The organism is Sporosarcina sp. OR05 (genome assembly GCF_041414805.1).
Lineage (GTDB): Bacteria > Bacillota > Bacilli > Bacillales_A > Planococcaceae > Sporosarcina > Sporosarcina saromensis.
Genome location: NZ_JANKJL010000002.1, coordinates 281,332 through 302,319, shown reverse-complemented (window position 1 = coordinate 302,319; position 20,988 = coordinate 281,332). Strand labels below are relative to the sequence as shown.

19 protein-coding genes are annotated in these 20,988 nt (G+C 43.2%); 1 reads left to right on the top strand and 18 read right to left on the bottom strand.

The features are described from left to right. Positions 1–93 precede the first annotated feature (93 nt). From ffh to NRI27_RS05650, 15 genes are all read right to left on the bottom strand, one after another. Positions 94–1,449, bottom strand: coding sequence for a signal recognition particle protein (ffh, locus tag NRI27_RS05720; protein WP_317941685.1), 1,356 nt, complete (start codon positions 1,447–1,449; stop codon positions 94–96). Positions 1,450–1,461: 12 nt separating this feature from the next. After that, positions 1,462–1,794, bottom strand: a complete 333-nt coding sequence (locus NRI27_RS05715; RefSeq protein WP_371389879.1) for a putative DNA-binding protein — start codon at positions 1,792–1,794, stop codon at positions 1,462–1,464. Between the two features lie 97 nt (positions 1,795–1,891). Next, positions 1,892–2,887, bottom strand: a complete 996-nt coding sequence (ftsY, locus tag NRI27_RS05710) for a signal recognition particle-docking protein FtsY (protein ID WP_317941687.1) — start codon at positions 2,885–2,887, stop codon at positions 1,892–1,894. Positions 2,888–2,928: 41 nt separating this feature from the next. Continuing rightward, positions 2,929–6,486, bottom strand: a complete 3,558-nt coding sequence (smc, locus tag NRI27_RS05705) for a chromosome segregation protein SMC (protein WP_371389878.1) — start codon at positions 6,484–6,486, stop codon at positions 2,929–2,931. A gap of 2 nt (positions 6,487–6,488) precedes the next feature. Further along, positions 6,489–7,256 carry a ribonuclease III gene (gene rnc, locus NRI27_RS05700; RefSeq protein ID WP_371389877.1) on the bottom strand — a complete coding sequence of 256 codons (768 nt, stop codon included), beginning with the start codon at positions 7,254–7,256 and terminating at the stop codon, positions 6,489–6,491. Positions 7,257–7,444: 188 nt separating this feature from the next. After that, on the bottom strand, positions 7,445–7,681 hold the full coding sequence (locus NRI27_RS05695) for an acyl carrier protein (protein WP_060209057.1): 237 nt from the start codon (positions 7,679–7,681) through the stop codon (positions 7,445–7,447). Between the two features lie 768 nt (positions 7,682–8,449). Continuing rightward, the gene (gene fabG, locus NRI27_RS05690; protein ID WP_371389876.1) at positions 8,450–9,196 is read right to left on the bottom strand and encodes a 3-oxoacyl-[acyl-carrier-protein] reductase; all 747 of its coding nucleotides are present in this window, start codon (positions 9,194–9,196) and stop codon (positions 8,450–8,452) included. A 2-nt stretch (positions 9,197–9,198) separates the two neighbouring features. Next, entirely contained in the window at positions 9,199–10,137 is a 939-nt protein-coding gene (gene fabD, locus NRI27_RS05685) for an ACP S-malonyltransferase (protein ID WP_371389875.1), read from the bottom strand. Further along, positions 10,134–11,126, bottom strand: a complete 993-nt coding sequence (plsX, locus tag NRI27_RS05680; RefSeq protein ID WP_371389874.1) for a phosphate acyltransferase PlsX — start codon at positions 11,124–11,126, stop codon at positions 10,134–10,136. Before plsX ends, fabD begins: the two co-directional genes overlap by 4 nt. Beyond that, entirely contained in the window at positions 11,123–11,707 is a 585-nt protein-coding gene (gene fapR, locus NRI27_RS05675; RefSeq protein ID WP_371389873.1) for a transcription factor FapR, read from the bottom strand. The genes plsX and fapR overlap by 4 nt, the downstream gene beginning before the upstream one ends. A gap of 456 nt (positions 11,708–12,163) precedes the next feature. Further along, positions 12,164–14,212: an ATP-dependent DNA helicase RecG gene (gene recG, locus NRI27_RS05670; RefSeq protein ID WP_371389872.1), complete on the bottom strand. Its 2,049-nt coding sequence runs from the start codon at positions 14,210–14,212 to the stop codon at positions 12,164–12,166. Further along, entirely contained in the window at positions 14,193–15,101 is a 909-nt protein-coding gene (gene sdaAA / locus NRI27_RS05665) for an L-serine ammonia-lyase, iron-sulfur-dependent, subunit alpha (protein ID WP_371389871.1), read from the bottom strand. The genes recG and sdaAA overlap by 20 nt, the downstream gene beginning before the upstream one ends. Before the next feature lie 14 nt (positions 15,102–15,115). Continuing rightward, the gene (gene sdaAB, locus NRI27_RS05660) at positions 15,116–15,778 is read right to left on the bottom strand and encodes an L-serine ammonia-lyase, iron-sulfur-dependent subunit beta (RefSeq protein WP_371389870.1); all 663 of its coding nucleotides are present in this window, start codon (positions 15,776–15,778) and stop codon (positions 15,116–15,118) included. A gap of 139 nt (positions 15,779–15,917) precedes the next feature. Continuing rightward, positions 15,918–17,573 (bottom strand): DAK2 domain-containing protein, encoded by a 1,656-nt coding sequence (locus NRI27_RS05655; RefSeq protein WP_371389869.1) that lies wholly within the window; start codon positions 17,571–17,573, stop codon positions 15,918–15,920. 21 nt (positions 17,574–17,594) lie between these two features. Further along, positions 17,595–17,954 (bottom strand): Asp23/Gls24 family envelope stress response protein, encoded by a 360-nt coding sequence (locus NRI27_RS05650; RefSeq protein WP_317941698.1) that lies wholly within the window; start codon positions 17,952–17,954, stop codon positions 17,595–17,597. A 297-nt stretch (positions 17,955–18,251) separates the two neighbouring features. Between NRI27_RS05650 and rpmB the strand changes: the two genes are divergently transcribed. Next, entirely contained in the window at positions 18,252–18,440 is a 189-nt protein-coding gene (rpmB, locus tag NRI27_RS05645) for a 50S ribosomal protein L28 (protein WP_317941701.1), read from the top strand. Positions 18,441–18,779: 339 nt separating this feature from the next. Here rpmB and NRI27_RS05640 read toward each other — a convergent pair whose 3' ends face one another. From NRI27_RS05640 to rsgA, 3 genes are read right to left on the bottom strand one after another with little or no spacing between them, the layout of a single operon-like run. Further along, positions 18,780–19,433 (bottom strand): thiamine diphosphokinase, encoded by a 654-nt coding sequence (locus NRI27_RS05640; protein WP_317941702.1) that lies wholly within the window; start codon positions 19,431–19,433, stop codon positions 18,780–18,782. Continuing rightward, entirely contained in the window at positions 19,433–20,098 is a 666-nt protein-coding gene (gene rpe / locus NRI27_RS05635; protein WP_317941703.1) for a ribulose-phosphate 3-epimerase, read from the bottom strand. Before rpe ends, NRI27_RS05640 begins: the two co-directional genes overlap by 1 nt. Before the next feature lies 1 nt (position 20,099). Continuing rightward, the gene (gene rsgA, locus NRI27_RS05630; protein WP_317941704.1) at positions 20,100–20,984 is read right to left on the bottom strand and encodes a ribosome small subunit-dependent GTPase A; all 885 of its coding nucleotides are present in this window, start codon (positions 20,982–20,984) and stop codon (positions 20,100–20,102) included. Positions 20,985–20,988: the final 4 nt, after the last annotated feature.

The following is a 20,988-nucleotide window of genomic DNA, read 5'->3' as shown; positions in this document are numbered from 1 at the left end:
TAGTTTCACACAAGATAGTATATTATCAAGGTTTCTCATGTTTGTAAAGTGTTTTTTCTTAACACCTAAAAATAATGTTGGAAAATCGTTCGATTATCTAAAGAACGAGTCGAATCCAGGCATTTTCATTTTCTTTTTACCTTTTTGTTGCATATTGGTCATTTGTTTGACCATTTTCTTCATTTCATCAAATTGCTTTAACAACCGGTTCACTTCTTGGATCGTCGTACCGGAACCTTTAGCAATTCGCTTTCTCCTACTTGCATTAATGATTTCTGGTGTTGTACGTTCAGCCGTCGTCATCGATTTTATGACCGCTTCGACTCTACCCATCTGACTTTCATCCACTTTAGCATTTTCGAGGCCTTTAATCTTTCCGGCACCAGGCATCATTTTAAGGATTTCATCAAGCGGACCCATCTTCTTCACTTGTTGTAGCTGGTCAAGGAAGTCGTCAAGCGTGAACGTTTGTGTTCTGAATTTCTGTTCCAACTCTTTCGCTTTTTCTTCATCGACGGACTCTTGCGCTTTTTCAATAAGCGACATGACGTCGCCCATCCCTAAAATCCTTGAAGCCATGCGTTCAGGATGGAAAGGTTCCAATGCGTCCATCTTTTCGCCCATCCCGACAAATTTAATCGGTTTTTCGGTAACAGAACGGATGGACAATGCTGCTCCACCACGTGTATCACCGTCCAACTTGGTCAATACGACTCCCGTAATACCGATCGCTTCATCGAATGATTTTGCAACATTGACTGCATCTTGACCTGTCATTGCGTCGACAACTAGGAATACTTCGTCCGGTTTGCTCAATGCACGAATGTCTTTCAATTCCTGCATAAGCGCTTCATCGACATGCAAACGACCCGCTGTATCGATGATCACCACGTCATGGTGTTCCTTCTCCGCTTCCGCAAGCGCTTGGCGTGCAATTTCCACAGGTGAAACTTCAGTCCCTAACGAAAAGACTGGTAATGTTAATTGTTTGCCTAGGGTCTCCAGCTGTTGAATCGCCGCCGGACGATAGACGTCAGCTGCGACAAGTAACGGCTTTTTGTTGTGCCGTTTCCGAAGTACAGTGGCCAATTTCCCTGTCGTCGTTGTCTTACCCGCACCTTGCAAACCGACCATCATGATGACTGTAGGAGACTTACGCGCAAACTGGATCGGATTTTGTTCTCCGCCCATCAGTGCAGTTAATTCATCCTTTACGATCTTCACGACTTGTTGGCCTGGTGTCAAACTTTTCATGACATCTTGCCCAACTGCCCGTTCACTGACAGTTTTAATGAATTCTTTTACGACTTTTAAATTGACGTCTGCTTCGATGAGCGCAAAACGTACTTCTCGCATCATCTCTTTAACGTCTGCTTCAGTTATTTTTCCCTTGCCCTTTATCTTTTGAAGCGTCCCTTGCAGGCGCTGGGCTAATCCTTCAAATGCCATGCACAGAGCCCCCTACTCATGATCTTTTAACGTTTTCAACAGAGCACGCATTTTCTTCGCAATCTCATCATCTCCGCAGACGAGCTGCTCCAGTTGTTCCACAATTTCCATTCTATCTTGGAATTTAGAGAAAAGATTCAATTTGTTTTCATAGTCTTCCAACATCGCTTCTGTTCTTCGGACATTATCGTATACAGCTTGCCTAGATACATTATATTCCTCGGCAATCTCACCAAGTGAAAGATCATCCAAGTAATACAATTGCATGTAGACTCGTTGTTTTTCAGTTAATAGTGTCTGATAGAAATCATAGAGGAAGTTGACGCGTGTCGTTTTTTCAAGCATCTCTTCGCCTCCTCTTGTCATCTTAGTATGAGTTGTATGAACTGTCAAGTATTTTTACTTTAAAGCACAAACTGATCTGTTCAAGGACTCATAAGAATTACTCGTCCGCCTCTTTTTCCAATCCTTCAGCAAAAAGTCCGTACACATATTTTTCTGGATCGAACGGTTGTAAATCGTCCATTCCTTCACCTAGTCCAACAAATTTCACAGGAATGTTCAATTTGTTGCGTATCGCCAAAACAATCCCGCCTTTTGCTGTTCCGTCCAATTTCGTCAACACGATACCTGTTACATTTGTTGCTTCTTTGAAAGTTTGTGCTTGGATAAGCGCATTTTGACCTGTTGTCGCATCTAAAGCTAGAAGGACTTCATGCGGCGCCCCTTCGATCTCTTTACCAATGACGCGGTGCACTTTTTCCAACTCATTCATCAAGTTCACTTTATTTTGCAATCGGCCAGCTGTATCGCAAATCAGCACGTCCACCTTCCGATTTTTAGCCGCACGGATTGCATCATACATGACAGCAGCAGGATCTGAACCTTCCGACTGTCTAATCACTTCTACGCCTACACGTTCACCCCATACGACAAGTTGGTCGATCGCGCCAGCTCGAAACGTATCACCCGCAGCAAGCATAACCGTTTTCCCTTCTGCCTTCAGACGAGCAGCCAACTTACCAATTGTCGTTGTCTTCCCGACACCATTGACACCTACCATCAAAATGACAGACAACTCGTTATCAAGGTTCAACTCGGTATCCAACTCTTCACCGTCTTTATAGATGTCCACAAGCTTTTCAGATATGACGGACTGGATACCTTCCGTGTTCTTAATGTTCTTTCGCTGTACTTCCCATCTTAGTTGATCGACGAGTTCCATTACCGTCTCAACACCGACATCCGCTTGTAACAGAAGTTCTTCAAGCTCTTCAAAGAAATCCTCATCCACTTCGCGGAAACGCGCTACAAGATCATTCACTTTGGAAGTAAATGATTGACGTGTTTTGGATAAACCATCTTTAAACTTTTCAGTTACGGTAACTGTTTCATTCGAACCTGTAATTTTCTCTTTCAATTTCTTGAAAAATGACATCTCAATTCTCTCCTATTCAATCGTTCGTTCTTTCATTCACCCTAACTGAGCATCTCAGCTGGCACTTCTGATAGCTTAACCGATATTAATTTCGATACACCTGATTCCTGCATGGTGATGCCGTAAAGCACATCCGCACCTTCCATCGTCCCTTTCCGATGTGTGATGACGATGAATTGAGTGTTATCGGAGAAACGCTTTAAGTATTTACTATAGCGGATGACATTCGCTTCATCCAATGCCGCTTCCACTTCGTCCAAAATACAAAATGGCACGGGTCTTACTTCAATAATTGAAAACAATAGTGTGATAGCAGTCAACGCACGCTCCCCACCTGATAAAAGACTTAAATTCTGAAGTTTTTTTCCTGGCGGTCGTGCAATGATGTCGACACCTGTCTCAAGTAGATTGTCTGGTTGTGTAAGAATGAGATCCGCTTCGCCACCACCGAACATTTCTTTGAACACATGGTGGAAACGACTTTTCACCGCGTTAAACGTCGCACCAAAGCGGACTTCCATTTCCCTGTCCATCTCAGACATCGCTTCATTCAGTGTATTTTTCGCTTCCACAAGGTCATTCCGTTGTTCAGTGAGGAATGCGTGCCGTTGAGCAACTTCTTCATATTCCTCAATTGCACTCGGATTAATTGGACCTAAAGTGTAAAGCTCTTCTTTCAGTTTGTCGACACGGATCCTTGCCTGCTCAACATCGAATTGAACCTCTTCATCGAAATCAGGATATAAACCGTATTCATCCAATAATCGGTTTGTAATCGTTTCGTACTTTACTTCAAGCCTAGATAATGCAACATGGAGCGCATTGAGGGAAGAAACGAGCTCAGCTTCTTCGTGCCGTAAATCTTTTAAATGTTCTTCTTGTTGTAAGAGTAATCCAGAAATGCGAGCTTTGTTTTCCCTTTCTTGTGTTAAAGATGCTTCTACTGTTGATTTTTTGGTGGTCGCAATGTGAAGCTGTTCATTTATTTCTTCAGGGGTACTGTCAATTCCTTTTTCATGCTCCGTATAGAGAGCTAAATCTTTCTCTAAGGTATGAATTTTAGTTTCAAGCTGTTGTTGCGTAACTTCCATGTCGTTAAGCAATGATTGCTGGTGTGTTTTCTGTTCACGTAACACCGCCAACTGTTCGCGCAGATCATTGTTTCGATTCATCAATGTTTCTTCTTCGTTGCGTCTATCTGTCGCTAAACGCTCCAATGTCGATACTTCTTGTTGGATTGACTGTAATTTCCCTTGAACAGATTGATGACGGTTGAGTAGTTCCTCTTTTTCATTTGCCAATTGAGCACCGATATTCGCTGAACCGAGTTGGCCTTTTTGCACGATAGAGAGTTCAGACTCCACGCTTCTGATTTCCACGTCAAACTCACGAATAATTGAATCGGTTCTAAAGAGTACTTGTTGAAGTTGTTCGAGCTCGCGACGAAGCTTTTCGACATCATGCATGTGCTGAGCGACAAGCATTTTCGAATCTCCAATTTTTGTTTGAGCAGAATCGATGGAACGAGCCATCTTGCTCACTTGTGTGCGTAACATCTCTAGTTCAGCCTTCCGGGAAAAGACTGTTGACTGCCCTTTTGCTCCACCACCTGTTAGAGAACCACCTGCATTTACCACATCGCCGTCCAACGTAACAATCCGATATTTATAACCAATCGATTTTGCAATCAAAGATGCACCTGCTAATGATTTAGCCACAATCGTCATGCCGAGAAGATTTTCTAAGATTGCTGTAAATTCTGGAGCCGTTTTTACGAGTGTATTTGCTGTACCGATGAACTCCTCGTTTTGAGCTGCAATTCGTAATTGTGCGGGTTGAAGCATGCGTGATTTAATGACATCACGTGGCAAAAAAGTCGCTCGCCCAGCATTTTTCTTTTTCAGGTAACCGATCGCTTGACGTGCCTGAGCTTCTGAAGCTGTCACGATATGTTGCATTGCGCCACCTAATGCAGTTTCAATTGCCTTTATGTAGGTGTCTTCAACAGTTATCAATTCTGCAACTGCACCGTCAATCCCTTGCAAGTTACCTTCTTTGTTTGCAATCAATACCGCTTTAACACCTGAAAAGAAACCTGAAAAATCAGCTTCCAAACTTTCAATTGCACGTAACCGCCCTTGCATTTCTGATTGCTTGTTTAATGCTGTTTGCATGAACTGCTGTTGTGTACGTAAGTCTTCTTCTGCTGTTCGGTATGCATTTTCTACTGTTTGCAAACTTGCTTCGACTTGTTTTTTCTTTTCATTCACGGTTTGAAGTTCTTGTAAATGAATCGCTTTCTTTTCCGTAAGTTCAGATCGTTTTTCGCTTAATAAAATTGTTTGCTTAGAATTTCGATCTGTTGATAATTTTTCACCTTGCAACCGTTCGTCAATATGCTTTAAATCATTTCGGATGGTTGCCTCTTCATTTAATAAATCAATATACGTAGACTTTAACTCATCAATTTCCATCTCTGTCTCTTTTACTGACCGCTTCAAAATTTGAGTGATTTCATTCATCTCTGTTTGTAACGTCAACATTTGAGAGGAGGTAACGGCTAATTTCTCTTTCGTTGCCGCTACTTTTTCGCTAATGAGTTCCTTCTCTTGCAGTTCAATGCTTAGGTCATGCTGAATTCGTTTGATTTGTTGTTCGGAATTTTTTTGTTTCTCAAGTGTTAGTAGACGTCGCCCTTCCCACTTTTCAGCTTGTGCACTTATTTCAACGAGTTGTTTTTGGAGATTCTCAATCCTCGTTTCAGAATTGGATAGCTCCATTTTATAACTTTTCGACAGTTCTTCCACTGAAGTGAGTGTATTGACCAATTGGGTTCTTTGTTCTTTCATACTTTCCAATTGATGCGTTTTTTCGGTTATGTCTTTACGTAATCTAGACCCATCATAGTTCAGTAAACGAACATCCACTTCACGGATTTCCTCAGATAGTACATGGTGCCTCTTTGCCGCCCCTGCATTTTTCTCGAGTGGACCAATTCTAGTGTCTAATTCATTCAGAATGTCTAGCACACGGTGTAAATTATCTTCGGTTTCAAAAAGCTTATGCTCCGCTTTTTTCTTTCGCGTTTTATACTTTAAAACCCCAGCTGCTTCATCAAAAATACTTCTACGATCTTCAGGTCGACTATTTAATATTTCATCAACACGACCTTGAGAAATAATAGAAAATGCTTCTTTCCCAAGACCGGAATCCATGAATACGTCATTGATATCTTTTAATCTACATTGTTGACCATTCAATAAATAGTTACTTTCGCCCGAACGGAATACGCGGCGCGTTACGCTGATTTCAGTATAATCTAACGGAAAGAGACCATTCGTATTATCTAAGATGAGGGTTACTTCCGCAAAGTTCAGTGGTTTACGGGAATCACTTCCTGCAAAAATGACATCTTCCATTTTTGCACCACGCAATGATTTAGCGGATTGTTCACCAAGCACCCAGCGAATGGCATCTGTCACATTACTCTTTCCACTGCCGTTCGGACCAACAATTGCAGTTACTCCAGGAACGAAGTCGATACCGATTCGTTCCGCAAACGATTTAAATCCAATGATTTCAACTCTTTTTAGAAACACAATTAGCTCTCCCCTTCGGCCACTTTTCCTGTTAACACATCGATGGCTTGACGGGCCGCTTCCTGCTCGGCTTCTTTTTTTGATTTTCCCGTACCAGTACCAAGTTCACGATTTTCAAGTTTTACAACGGTTACAAACTTTTTCGCATGCGCAGGACCGTTCTCACTAATTATCTCATATTGTAGGCTACCACTATTCGTTTGTTGAACAATTTCCTGCAGCCGACTTTTATAATCCATCACATGCGAAAAAGCACCGTTTCCGATTTTAGGGAAAACCACATTCTCCAAAAACTTTGTTACTTGTTCCATGCCTTGATCTAAAAATAACGCACCTATGTAAGCTTCAAAAACATCTGCGAGCAGCGCGGGACGTAATCTTCCTCCCGTTTGCTCTTCCCCTTTCCCTAACAAAATGTATTCACCAAACCGGAGTTCATTTGATAGTTTTACAAGGGATGGTTCACAAACGATCGCAGCACGTAATTTTGTCAGCTCACCTTCACTCATAGTTGGTTCCGTTGCGTAAAGGTAACGCGAGACACCTAATTCCAGCACCGCATCCCCGAGAAATTCCAAGCGTTCATTGTCTGTAAAATTTTTACGGCGATGCTCATTTACATAAGACGAATGTGTAAATGCATGGTATAGGAGGTTCTCATCGTTGAAAACGACACCTAACTGTTTTTGGAGCTCTTCAAATTTTCTTTTCACTTCCACAGAAATGGTAGAAGCGTATTTACCTTTTGTATGTCGTTTGTTGTTATGCATGCAGACTCTACCTTTCAATTCATAGTGCTTCTAATTTTACATGGTTATGCGCCGACTTGCAAAACCGAAAAGAGATACTTTCATTCCTTTTCTTAACAAAAGAAAGGATGAAAGCATCTCATCGGGTTTCATTCAATAAGACATGAGTAATGAATAGCATTTACAGCAATTCACTAGCCTATGCTTTATTAGTTCACTTTTTCTTCGATATACTTCACAGCATCACCGACAGTGCCGATCTTTTCAGCATCGTCATCTGAAATTTCCATATCGAACTCATCTTCCAATTCCATTACTAACTCAACAACATCCAAAGAATCTGCGCCGAGATCGTCTTTGAAAGATGCTTCTGGTTTCACTTCACTCTCATCGACACCTAAACGGTCGACAACAACTTTCGTTACTCGTTCTAGTACTGACAACATAGTCACCTCCTCTCAAAGAAATGCGGAGGGCGCTTGCACAGCCCCGACAAGCGCTGGAGGGCTTGAAATAAAGGCGCTCTTTGCCTTTATCTTCAAGACCGAAGCGACTCGAGGGGCTAGCGCCCGAAGCTGGACAAAAAGAAATGCGGAGTGTGGCGGTTAGACCCGACAAGCGCTGGAGGGCTTGAACGAAAGGCGCTCTTTGCCTTTTGCTTCAAGACCGAAGCGACTCGAGGGTCTGCCACACGCAGCTGGACAACAAGAAATGCGGAGGGCGGCGTTTAGCTGCGACAGGCGCTGGCCGACTAAAATCGCCACGTCCTGTGGCAACGTCGGCACTTGTACTTCCTGTACGGCGAAGGGCAGAAGTTAAAGGCGCTCTTTGCCTTTACCTTCTGACCGAAGCGACCCGAGCAGCTGCCGCCCGTAGCTGGACAAAAAGAAATGCGGAGGGCGCTTGCACAGCCCCGACAAGCGCTGGCCGACTAAAAGTGCCACGTCCTGTGGCAACGTCGGCACTTGTACTTCCTGTACGGCGGAGGGCTTGAAATAAAGGCGCTCTTTGCCTTTATCTTCAAGACCGAAGCGACTCGAGGGGCTAGCGCCCGAAGCTGGACACTAAAGGAACGCAACCTAAGTTCGCCGCGTCCTGCGGCAACGGTTGCATGACCCACTTCCTGTGGGCCCATGCGGAGTGTGGCGGTTAGACCCGACTTCCCGCACCAATAACCCCTAGAGTACAAATCTTTAGTAGACCTATACAGGTTATTACATCACCATACCACCGTCAACATGTATTGTTTGACCTGTTATATAATCTGCATCGCTCGACAACAAGAATGCAACAGCGCCAGCAACATCTTCTGAAGAACCAAGTTTGCCTAATGGAATTGCAGACAACATTTGTTCCTTCACATCTTCCGGCAGGGCGTCAGTCATGTCTGTCGTAATGAAACCTGGTGCAACCGCATTGACTGTAATATTACGTGTCGCCAGTTCCTTAGCAGTCGTCTTCGTTAACCCGATGACTCCCGCTTTAGCAGCTACGTAGTTCGCTTGTCCGGGATTTCCTGTAACCCCGACGATCGATGCAAGGTTCACAATCTTCCCAGAGCGTTGCTTCATCATTTGACGTGTAACAGCTTTCGTACATAAGAAAACACCTTTTAGATTGATGTTGATGACATCATCCCATTCGTCTTCTTTCATACGCATTAACAGATTGTCACGCGTGATGCCTGCATTGTTTACGAGCATATCAATCGAGCCAAATGCTTCCATTGTCGCGTCAATCATCGCTTTCACTTGATCAGTTTCGGAAATATTTGCTTGAAACGCAATCGCCTCTCCACCAGCTTTTGTTATGGTTTCCACAACTTCAGCCGCTTTCGCTTCACTGCCGCTATAATTGACAACGACTTTTGCTCCTTCTTCACCAAGCAACAATGCAATTGCACGTCCAATGCCACGCGATGCACCTGTAACGATTGCTGTTTTCCCTGTAAATCTTCCCATACTTACCACCCTTTCGCTGCCTCAATAGCCGTTTGTAACGTTTCTTCGTCGTAAACAGGCAATACAGTTACAGAACGGTCAATCTTTTTAACGAGACCACTCAACACTTTGCCTGGACCACATTCAATAAAATGTGTGACGCCAAAATCAAGTAACGTCCGAACCGAATCTTCCCATCGTACTGGTGAATACAATTGTTCAACGAGTAATTCCTTAATCGTCTCTTTGTCAGAAACCGCTTGTGCATTCACATTCGCAATGACAGGAATGGATGCATCCTTCATCTCCAACTGATCTAAAGCTTCACGTAAATGTTCAGCTGCTGGTTGCATGAGTGACGAATGGAATGGACCACTAACGTCTAATGGAATTGCTCTTTTTGCGCCAGCCTCTTTTAGTGCTACACACGCTTTGTCCACGCCTTCTTTTGTTCCAGAAATAACGATTTGTCCAGGACAGTTCAAGTTGGCAGGTTGTACTGGATATCCTTCTGCCGTAATTGCATCCGTTACTTCAGCCAACTTCTCACCATCTAATCCAAGGATGGCTGCCATCGCGCCTTCTCCAGCAGGAACCGTTTCATTCATGAATAAACCGCGTTTACGCACAACTGCTACACCATTTTCAAATGAAAGTGCACCTGACGCTACAAGTGCTGTGTATTCACCCAAACTATGTCCAGCCGTATAAGCAGGGACAATTCCCGCATCATTTAATCTTGCAGCGATCATTGCGCCAACCGTCAGCAATGCCGGCTGGGCGTTATACGTCACAGTAAGCTCTTCTTGCGGTCCTTCTTTCATTAAACGGCTCAAGTCTCCACCAAGCACTTTATCCGCACCATCAAAGTACTGGCGACTCTCTTCCTTTGCTGCCAATTCAACGCCCATTCCAACTGATTGGGAGCCTTGCCCTGGAAAAATAAATGCAATTTTACTCATCCCATATCCACCTTTCCAACTGTCTGCCGTATCGTTTCACAAACATCGTATTCCACCATGGTTCTTGCTTGTCTAACCGCATTATAGATTGCATTCGCATTGGACGAGCCATGCGCTTTAATAACTGGCGAGTTTAAACCGAAAAGGCCTGCTCCCCCATACTCCGTATAATCCATTTTCTTCTTTAATCCACGAAGATCGTCTTTTACTAATGCAGCAGACAATTTGGATTTTAATGATGTACCGTAAACTTCTTTTAACATCGTAAAGAAGCTAGATGCCGTACCTTCAATCGTTTTTAACGCCATATTGCCTGTAAATCCGTCCGTTACGACGACATCTGCAACACCATTCAACAGTTCTCTAGACTCCACATTTCCAACAAAATGTATCGGAGCTTCAGCAAGCAATTGATAAGCAGCTTTTGTCAATTCGTTCCCTTTTCCTTCTTCGGTACCGATATTTAATAGGCCAACACGTGGTTTACTAATACCACGGACTTTTTCCGCGTAAATACTGCCCATAATCGCATATTGCTGTAAGTGCACAGGCTTAGCATCTGCATTCGCCCCAACGTCCAAAAAAACGAACCCTTGTCCGTCGACAGTCGGTAATGTCGGAGATAATGCCGGTCGATCAATGCCATCTATGCGTCCTACGATGAACAGTCCGGCAGCCATAAGCGCACCTGTATTACCTGCTGATACACACGCATGTGCAGAACCCTCTTTTACAGCTTGCGCCATCTTCACCATCGAAGCATCTTTTTTACGGCGTATCGCACGTACCGGTTCATCTTCCGATTCGATTTTCTCCGTGCAATGAATGACGGTTATGCGTTCCTGCTCCTTCAAAAAGGGACCCATCTTCGCTTCGTCTCCATAAATATGTATATGTATATCATTCAATTCCATTACGCTTTTATAGGCACCCTCAATAATTTCACGAGGCGCATTGTCCCCACCCATACCATCTAAAGCAATAATCATTTTGTGTCCCTCCTGCCAAGTTCGGTTGTGTGGTACATTTGGAATTCACCCGTAAAAACCGTTTCATCTCCAACTGTAGACATAACCTCTACAAACATCCGCTTCCCACTTGACCGTCCTTTGTCAACAATAGCACGTGCAATGACACGGTCTCCGGCTTTCACCGGCTTTAGAAAATTGATAGTAGAAGTAACGGTCAATGCAAGTTCATCATCGAGTACAGCGACAGCTAATGAATTGGCTTGTGCAAAAAGATGATGCCCTCTCGCAATTCCATTACGTTGGAACACATGGTCTTCCGTCACATCAAAAATAGAAATCGCACGCTTGTCCAATTCAATATCGACAATTTCACCGATCACTTCGTCTGATTGCAGCGATTTGACTTCAGCTTCAATTGTTCTAGAGGCAACCGTCTTTAACCGTTCACGTAATTCTGGTATTCCACACTCCAAGCGATCTAACCGGATCGTCTGTACACTTACGTTAAATTGTTTCGACAATTCTTCATCTGTCATAAAAGGATTCTGTTCAAGACTTGCAGCAAGTTGACGTTGCCTTTCCCTCTTTGGAACTCTCACAAAATTCACCCTTCCGGATTAGCACTTGGTACTAATACCAGTATATTATCACAGTTCATCATAGATTTCTACAAAACATTCATGAATTGGTCACTCTTTTCACGAAGATGGTCACGTATACATTCCCCGATCTGAATTCACAATACTAAGGCAGTAATAATCAGAATAAATTTATCACCTTCACGGTGGAAAGACTATCAGACTGTAGACAAACTCTAGAAATCAAGGGGTTGCCTACATTTTTTCCTTCACAATCGTATTTACTAGGAAAAGTTGAATTCCGCTACGAGCGGAATTCAACTGCTCTTGATCGGTTAAAGTTTTATACGTTCAAACACAAAAGGAGTGAAAATCATTTCGATTTCCGCCCCTTTTGTCTACAGTCTGTGGCGAGCTTCTGTGTATTGAAGCTCGCCTATAGTATTCTAAACTCAGTCTTCAAGAATGAATGTTCATTTAATCCATCCGCTCTTGTGAAAGCGCGCCGGATTGTTCCAAGTCTTCCCTAAGGAATTTATATTCTGGAGAGGTCCAAAAGCTGTCCGATGATAGCATTTTCTCAGCATCTTGACGGGCCGTTTCAAGTGCACGGTAGTCATGGACTAGATCTGCCATTTTAAATTCAGGCATCCCACTTTGCTTTTTGCCGAAGAAATCGCCAGCCCCTCTTAGCTCGAGGTCCTTTTCGGCAAGGAGGAAACCATCATTCGTTTCCGTCATCGATTGCATTCGTTCTTTGCCTTCTTCGTTTTTCGGATCAGCAAGAAGGACACAGTATGATTGATCAGCACCCCGCCCTACCCTTCCCCGTAATTGGTGGAGTTGTGCTAATCCGAAACGGGTTGCATCGTAAATGAGCATAAATGTCGCATTCGGAACGTTTACACCGACTTCGACAACTGTTGTTGAAACGAGGCAATCGATTTTCCCGTCGCTGAAATCTCGCATAATCTCGTCCTTTTCATCGGGATGCAGTCGCCCATGCATCAGCCCGACTGTATATCTGCCTGAAAAATGATGGGTGAGCTGCGCATGGACATCGACTGCATTTTGCACATCAAGCTTGTCCGATTCCTCTATCAGTGGACAAATTACATAAGCTTGGCGTCCCGCATGCAATTCTTTTTCCATCTTCCTTAAAACCGGCAATAATGATTCTTCTTTCAACCAATACGTTTCGATTTGCTTACGCCCTGCTGGCATTTCATCCAATATCGAAACATCCATTTCACCGAATGCCGTGATTGCCAAAGTTCTTGGGATTGGGGTGGCTGTCATGAAGAGTACATCTGGATTCAATCCTTTTTCCCTAAGGACACGACGTTGTTCTACTCCGAACCGATGTTGCTCATCTGTTATGACAAGACCCAATTTGGTGAAACTGACATCTGGTTGAATAAGGGCATGGGTACCAATTAAAAGATCGATTTCTCCGCTCGCTAAATTCTCCAATATATGTCTTCTCGCCTTTCCTTTTGTTGAACCCGAAAGAAAAGCGACTCGTACTCCAAATGGCTCTAACCAGGCAGAAAGCGAATCAGCATGCTGTTCAGCAAGAATTTCGGTTGGCGCCATCAGGGCCCCTTGAAAGCCTGCGGTGATGGCAGCATAAAGAGCAATTGCAGCAACGACAGTCTTGCCCGAACCAACATCCCCTTGTAGAAGACGATTCATCCGACTTGAACTTTTCAATTCAGCACAAAGTTCGTTGACAACTCTTTTTTGTGCAACTGTTAACTCAAACGGCAAGGAAGAAATAAATGCTTTCAACCGCTCCAAATCATATTGGATAGTTGTTCCTTTTTCCGCATCCTTACGAATTTTCTTCATCCCTATCATCTTCAATTGGAATTTAAGCAATTCTTCATAGACAAACCTTCTTCTCGCCTGTTTGACATCTGTTGGTGTCTTTGGGAAATGAACCATTTCCAATGCTTCTTGAAGAGAAGGTAACATATACGTCTCAAGCAACTCACTAGGCAGAATGTCTTTCATTTCTGCTCCATACAAATCCAAAGCTTGTCGCATATATTTTCTAAATGTCTTTTGATGCATAACATTTTTCAAACTGTAGACCGGTTCAAAGTCTGCTTGATCGGTTTTCGGTCCTTCTGAGAAGTTACTGACATTGATCACTTGTCGACCGCGATCCCATTTTCCTGTAACTGTAACAGTCATGCCGATACTTAGGCGATCTTTTAAGTAATGTTGATTGAAAAAAACAGCTTTTACAAGGTGGGGGCCGACGAGTAGATGAATTTGTAAGCGAGATTTATTCTTACCTAAAAAAAGAACGGAAGGCTCACTTTGGACCCTTCCTTCAATCGTTACGCGTTCATTATGTGGAGTTTCAGCTAAGTCCTTCAATCGAAAATCTTCGTGTCGATACGGAAATGTATGGAGTAACTGTTCTACTGTTTCAATGCCGAGCTTTTGAAACTGTCCAGTAGCCGCTTTTCCAACACCTTTCAATACTTGGACAGAATCATGAATGGACGGTGTCATGGACCGCTTTGTCCTTCCCGAAAATCTCAGCTTCCAACCTTTTACCCGTCGGTGTAGCTGCCAAGCCACCTTTTGCTGTTTCTCGCAGTGCAGAAGGCATTGTTTGTCCGATCCGATACATGGCATCGATTACTTCATCCGTAGGAATTTTACTGACTACACCTGCTAACGCCATGTCCGCGCCAACTAATGCTTTTGCTGCACCCATCGCATTCCGTTTTACACACGGGACTTCAACCAGTCCAGCAACCGGATCACAAACAAGTCCAAGCATATTTTTCATGACGATCGAAAATGCTTCTGCGCTTTGTTGTGGCGTCCCTCCTGCCATTTCAACAATTGCAGCCGCAGCCATCGAAGCAGCTGAACCCGTTTCCGCCTGGCATCCGCCTGCAGCTCCGGAAATAGAAGCATTGTTCGCAACGACAAATCCAAAAGCACCTGATGTGAATAAATAATTCACCATCTGTTCACGAGTTGGATTCAACTTATCTTTCACGGCAAATAACGTACCTGGAACGATACCGGCCGCACCAGCAGTTGGCGTTGCGCAAATCATTCCCATTGCGGCATTTACTTCATTCGTCGCGACCGCTTTACTGACTGCATCCAATAACAAGTCACCTGATAGAGATTTACCCGTTTTAATGTATTGTTGCAACAATACTGCGTCTCCACCAGTCAAGCCAGAAGTCGATTTCACGCCTTGAAGTCCTTGTTCTACAGCACTTTCCATCACGGTTAAATTGTTCTCCATTTGCGCAACAATCTCTTCACGCGAACGTCTAGTAATGAGCATTTCTTGTTCAATCATAATTTCTGAAATTGGTTTGTTTTGCTGTTCAGCGATGTCCACCAATTCTTTCACCGTTCCAAATAGAACTTCCATGTATTTGAACCTCCTTAATTTGCCAATGTGGATACTTGTGTTACGTTCGGTAAGGCTTGTAACTCATTTGTTAAAGATTCATCGAACATTTGGTCAACCTCAATAACCATGAGCGCCATCTTGCCCTTTTCTTTTCGTCCAACTTCCATATGGGCGATATTCATCCCTTGTGAAGCAATGACATTAGACACACTTGCAATGACGCCTGAACGATCATCATGTACTACGAGCAATGCTGGAAAATGGCCTGATAAGCGCAATGGAAAGCCATTTAACTCGGTCACTTCCATCGTTCCACCGCCAATTGAAATTCCGACGAGTTCCATTTGCCCTTTGCTATCGCCAATAATAATCTTCGCTGTATTCGGATGATCCGCTTCTTCCTCTTCAGGTATGAACTCAAACGTCATGCCTAGAGCTGTTGCATCTTCAAAAGAAGTCTTTATTCGTTCATCAAATGTATCGTAATCTAATAAACCACCAATAATGGCCACATCCGTCCCATGCCCTTTATACGTCTCTGCAAACGATCCATAGAGATGGATTTTTGCCCATTCTGGCTGTCTACCGAATAGATCCCTGGCAACACGGCCAATTCTAGCGGCACCTGCAGTATGGGATGACGATGGTCCAATCATAACTGGTCCAATAATTTCAAACACCGATCTATACTTCAATCAAACTACCCCCTTCTTACAAGCAAAGCGCTTTCATCCATTCTACAATAAAGTATTCATAAAGACAAAAAGACAAAACAGGGCTGTTCGGCAATCATTGAACTTGATTACCAGTAACAGCCCTGTGATGCATGTAAAATCACTCAACAGAAAGAATATATGGATAAAGTGGTTGTTTCCCGTTATACAATTCGACTTCCGTATGACTATAAGTCGACTCGACATAAGTCGCCATCGCGGTCGCTTCGTCTTCAGATACACCTTCTCCATAGATGATCGTCACAATCTCATCGTCTTCATCAATCAACGATGCAAGCAATGTTTTCATGACACTTTCTAACGAAGGTTCAGAAATGATGATTTTATTGCCCGCAAGGCCCATGAAGTCATCCTTCTTAATGTCTATCCCGTCAATAGATGTGTCCCGGATTGAATGGGTCACTTGACCAGTTTTCACACCGGAAGCGGCTACTGTCATCGACTTCTCATTGTCTTGTACAGTCGCTTCAGGGTTAAAAGCAAGAATCGCCGCGAGACCTTCAGGAACCGATTTCGTTTCAACAACTGCTGCTTCAATGCCACACACTTCTGCAGCTTGTTTTGCAGCCATGATAATGTTTTTGTTGTTTGGTAAAATAATGACGCGTTCAGCTTGTACATCTTTTATCGCTTTAACGATATCTTCAGTAGAAGGATTCATCGTTTGTCCACCTTCTATAACTGCGGACGCACCGATGCTCTTTAACAGTTGTGCAATCCCTGAACCCATTGCAACCGTAACGAGGGCATACGGGTGTGCAACTGTTTCGTTTTTAGCAGAAAGATCTGCCCCGACGATATCAATATGCTGTTGGCGCATATTCTCGATTTTAATGTTAATGAGTGAACCGTATTGTTGGGCATAATTCATTGCATCACCAGGTTGTTCTGTATGGATATGTACTTTCGCAATTTCATCATCTGAAATGACGAGCAATGAATCACCAAACTGACTGAGGTCTTGTCGGAAATCAGTTTCTACAAATGGCTTATTCACAGTCTTTTCCTCTTCGAATTTCACCATGAATTCCGTACAATAGCCGAACTCAATATCTTCGGTATTCATGAAGCCTTGCACACCACGATGATGCTCAGCATTCACTAATTCATCCATTGAATCGACCACAATGCGTTCTGGTAGCGCTTCCCCTTTTAAACATGCGAGGAATCCTTCATACACGTACACGAGTCCTTGGCCACCACTATCTACGACACCTACCTCTTTTAAAACAGGCAATAAATCAGGCGTCCTTTTTAATGAAGCCTTAGACTCCTCTACGATCGCTTCCATTACGACAATCAAATCATCTGTCGTTTTAGCCACTTCCACACCTTTGTTGGCAGCATCCTTCGCAACAGTCAAAATCGTCCCTTCAACCGGCTTCATGACAGCTTTGTATGCCGTTTGAACACCAAATTCCAAGGACTCAGCGAATTTTACACTTGTCAGCTTGTCTTCAGATTCAACAGCTTTCCCGAAACCACGGAATAACTGAGAAAGGATGACACCTGAGTTTCCACGCGCACCCATTAACAATCCTTTAGATAATGCTTGTGCAGTCTTACCAATATGTTCAGAAACATTCGCTGCAGTCTCTTTCGCACCGGATGTCATCGACAAGTTCATATTTGTTCCTGTATCACCATCGGGTACTGGAAACACGTTTAGTGAATCGACATAGTCTGCGTTTTGATGAAGATGATGTGCACCCATCTTTACCATATCCGCAAATGTAACACCATCAATAAATTTCATTGATCTGTTTTCCTCCTTCTATCAGTTCGTCACCCGAACTCCTTGAACAAATACATTCACTGAAGCCACTGTTAACGATAAGATCTTTTTCAATGTATACATGACTTTGGATTGCACTTGGTATGCAACCTCTGAGATTTTTGTGCCATATCCTACGATGACATACATATCAATATGTGTCTCATCCCCAATATTTCGCACAATGACCCCTTTTGCATAATTCTCTTTTCCAAGGATATCAGTAAGACCATCCCGAATCTGATGCCGTGAAGCCATGCCGACAATTCCGTAACATTCGATTGTCGCCTCTCCTACCACTTGGGCTATGACGTCATTCGTAATATCTATCGTACCGTAATCGTTTTTTAACTCAATGGACATGAAACTTCCCCTCCTGCAACCGTAATCATACCAACATTGTACTATACACAAGGGCCGATGAAAAGCGGAAGTCGCCGTTTAGCTCCGACAAGCGCTGGAAGGATTGAAATTAATCGGTGTTATTACATGAACAACGACAAATTCTTCAAATTTAAGGCACATTCAATCATGTAAAGGCAATTCACTTGAAAGCAGCGCGAAAAAAGGTTGCAAGCCCTTATTTCCTGTGATAAAGTATTATGGTATGCGAATTAGATAGTGAATCGCTTAATCAATATTAGCGAGGAGGTCATAAAAATGGCTAAAGAATGTGCAATTACTGGTCGCAAAGCACGTGCGGGTAACGCTCGTTCACACGCAATGAATGCTAACAGACGTACTTGGGGAGCAAACCTTCAAAAAGTCCGTATTCTTGTTAATGGTAAACCTAAACGTGTTTGGGTTTCTACAAGAGCACTCAAATCAGGTAAAGTACAACGCGTTTAATGAACATGAAAAAAATGACCACTACAGAATTCGTTGGACTGCTTGAAATGACAGTAGATGTCTCACTTCAAAAAATCCAATGACATAATGTGTGGGTCATTCATGTAATGCGATAGTTATGTACGAACCGACTATACTTCAAAAGAAATGAAACGCCAGGCCGAATTCTTCAGCCTGACGTTTTTTCTTTTTTCTTTTTTCTGTTCCGTTGACTCGCTGTTGCAGTCGCCTGGCTTTTCGACTTATCATCTTTCTGAAACACAACCATGCACTTACGGACAAAGCTACTGAGAAACTTCGGCATTGTAAACGTATAAACTCGCAATTCCCTGGCTCCTTTCAGGAATCTGAACTCCTTACCATTAAACATATGCCTTGGCGGAATGAGATAGTACAAACTTCTGCAATTGGTTCATTGCTTGTGAATCTTGTCATTCCCATTTCCAATGTCGCATTGACAGTCTCATACTTAAAGCCTGTTAACGTCAATCCCTCAACAGTCCGACCATACGAGAAAAATGACATATAAGGAAGTTCATCTTTTCTCTTCACCCTATGCACGCCAGGACGATAAAATGACAGTTCGTTTACACGATTACGAACAGAAAACCTAATTCCTTCATTTTGCTGTTGCATTCGATACATGAGGTGCATGGCCGATTCAAAATGATCCAATCTTCCACCTGTCACCCCAATTAAAACAATTTCTTCAGGAGCATAGGCAATCGCTCTTTCCACTGCCAACTCTGTATCCGTTTCGTCTTTTTCAGCTTGAAACGTACCAACCTGTTCAACAACTGTTGCAATCTCCTGAAATTCCTCTGCATTTACAGAATCAAAATCTCCAACTGCTTCGATAGGGATAATACCGTTCCGTACAAGTTGAAGCGCACCTCGATCGACTCCGATAAAAATCGTTTCTGCACGCGCAAATTGCTGAAAATCAGGTAATTCTTCCCGAGGCCCCCCTGCACAAACGACGACCCTCTTCATCAGCCGATTACACTTTCCCCAGCAGTTTTGATGCGCTGTAAGGCTTCCGCACGATCTTCTGCATTATAAATTGCCGAGCCTGCAACAAAGATGGTTGCACCTGCTTCAACACAAGGAACGATTGTCTCCTCATTAATACCACCATCAATTTCTATTTCGATAGATAGTTCTCTTTCCTTAATAATCGCAGCAAGTTGACGGACTTTTGGGAGCACCGAGTGAATGAATTGCTGACCACCAAATCCGGGATTGACAGTCATAAATAAAACCATATCAATGTCTTCCAAGATATGCAGTATATGTTCCACAGGCGTATGTGGATTCAAAACTACGCCAGGTTTAACACCGAAAGAACGGATTAGCTGAATGGTACGGTGTAGATGTCTGCACGCTTCCACGTGAACTGTAATATAATCAGCACCCGCTTTTGCAAACTGCTCAATGTATGCATCCGGATTTTCAATCATAAGATGGACGTCAAGTGGTAATGTAGTAACTGGTCTTAATGCCTCTACAACAATCGGCCCCATCGTAATATTGGGAACGAAATGACCATCCATTACATCGATATGGATCAATTCTGCTCCTGCTTTTTCTACTTCTACGACTTCCTGAGCAAGCTTCGAAAAATTAGCTGCTAAAATGGACGGTGCAATTTTAATCATATTATGAATACCTCGGCTTTCGGTCAGTGATTTCTTGTAAAAATTGAACATAGTTGTCATATCGGGAACGAAGGATTTCTCCACTTTCCACTTTCGCTTTCACAGCACATCCCGGCTCTTTCATATGCATGCATCCTCTGAATTTACAAGCATGTGCACTGCTGGCCATCTCAATGAAATAGTCCTTCAGTTCTTCTTTTTCGATATGATCAAAATCAAGTGAACTGAAGCCAGGTGTATCTGCAATAAGACCTCCTGCCACTTCGATTAGCTCCACATGTCGCGTCGTATGTTTACCTCGCCCTAACGCTTCTGAAATGGCACCAGTTTTGAGCGCAAGTTCAGGAATCAGCGTATTTAATAAAGTAGACTTACCAACCCCTGATTGCCCAGCCAACACACTTGTTTTTTCAGTTACGAAGGGTTGCAACACGTCAAACAATGTAGCATCTTCAATAAAGGTCTGTATGATGTCATAGCCAATCGATTGATAGTAGTTGAGTGCTTCATTCGTTTGTAGCAGGCTTTCGTTATCCGCAATGTCCTTTTTTGTAGTGCATATAATCGGTTGAATGCCATAGGATTCAATGACAACAAGGAATCTGTCCAGCAAATGGAGACTGAAATCAGGTTCAACGATGGAAAAGACGAGCAACGCTTGGTCGATGTTTGAAACCGGTGGACGAACTAATTCATTCTTTCTTTCATGCACTTCAGTAATTGTAGCATCATTTGCTCCATCCGTGACAATCGTCACAAAATCCCCGACGAGCGGCGAGATACCACGATTCCGAAAGACACCTCGTCCTTTACATTGAATGAGTTCCCCATCTATTTCTACATAGTAGAAACCACTAATTGCTTTTCTAATTTGACCTTTTGGCATCCAA

What these genes read in the sequence shown, in the direction of transcription:
- ffh (WP_317941685.1), bottom strand. Translation starts at nt 1,449, where the DNA reads ATGGCATTTGAAGGATTAGCCCAGCGCCTGCAAGGGACGCTTCAAAAG.
- NRI27_RS05715 (WP_371389879.1), bottom strand. Translation starts at nt 1,794, where the DNA reads ATGCTTGAAAAAACGACACGCGTCAACTTCCTCTATGATTTCTATCAG.
- ftsY (WP_317941687.1), bottom strand. Translation starts at nt 2,887, where the DNA reads ATGTCATTTTTCAAGAAATTGAAAGAGAAAATTACAGGTTCGAATGAA.
- rnc (WP_371389877.1), bottom strand. Translation starts at nt 7,256, where the DNA reads ATGCATAACAACAAACGACATACAAAAGGTAAATACGCTTCTACCATT.
- NRI27_RS05695 (WP_060209057.1), bottom strand. Translation starts at nt 7,681, where the DNA reads ATGTTGTCAGTACTAGAACGAGTAACGAAAGTTGTTGTCGACCGTTTA.
- fabG (WP_371389876.1), bottom strand. Translation starts at nt 9,196, where the DNA reads ATGGGAAGATTTACAGGGAAAACAGCAATCGTTACAGGTGCATCGCGT.
- fabD (WP_371389875.1), bottom strand. Translation starts at nt 10,137, where the DNA reads ATGAGTAAAATTGCATTTATTTTTCCAGGGCAAGGCTCCCAATCAGTT.
- plsX (WP_371389874.1), bottom strand. Translation starts at nt 11,126, where the DNA reads ATGATTATTGCTTTAGATGGTATGGGTGGGGACAATGCGCCTCGTGAA.
- recG (WP_371389872.1), bottom strand. Translation starts at nt 14,212, where the DNA reads ATGACACCGTCCATTCATGATTCTGTCCAAGTATTGAAAGGTGTTGGA.
- sdaAA (WP_371389871.1), bottom strand. Translation starts at nt 15,101, where the DNA reads ATGGAAGTTCTATTTGGAACGGTGAAAGAATTGGTGGACATCGCTGAA.
- NRI27_RS05655 (WP_371389869.1), bottom strand. Translation starts at nt 17,573, where the DNA reads ATGAAATTTATTGATGGTGTTACATTTGCGGATATGGTAAAGATGGGT.
- NRI27_RS05650 (WP_317941698.1), bottom strand. Translation starts at nt 17,954, where the DNA reads ATGTCCATTGAGTTAAAAAACGATTACGGTACGATAGATATTACGAAT.
- rpmB (WP_317941701.1), top strand. Translation starts at nt 18,252, where the DNA reads ATGGCTAAAGAATGTGCAATTACTGGTCGCAAAGCACGTGCGGGTAAC.
- NRI27_RS05640 (WP_317941702.1), bottom strand. Translation starts at nt 19,433, where the DNA reads ATGAAGAGGGTCGTCGTTTGTGCAGGGGGGCCTCGGGAAGAATTACCT.
- rpe (WP_317941703.1), bottom strand. Translation starts at nt 20,098, where the DNA reads ATGATTAAAATTGCACCGTCCATTTTAGCAGCTAATTTTTCGAAGCTT.
- rsgA (WP_317941704.1), bottom strand. Translation starts at nt 20,984, where the DNA reads ATGCCAAAAGGTCAAATTAGAAAAGCAATTAGTGGTTTCTACTATGTA.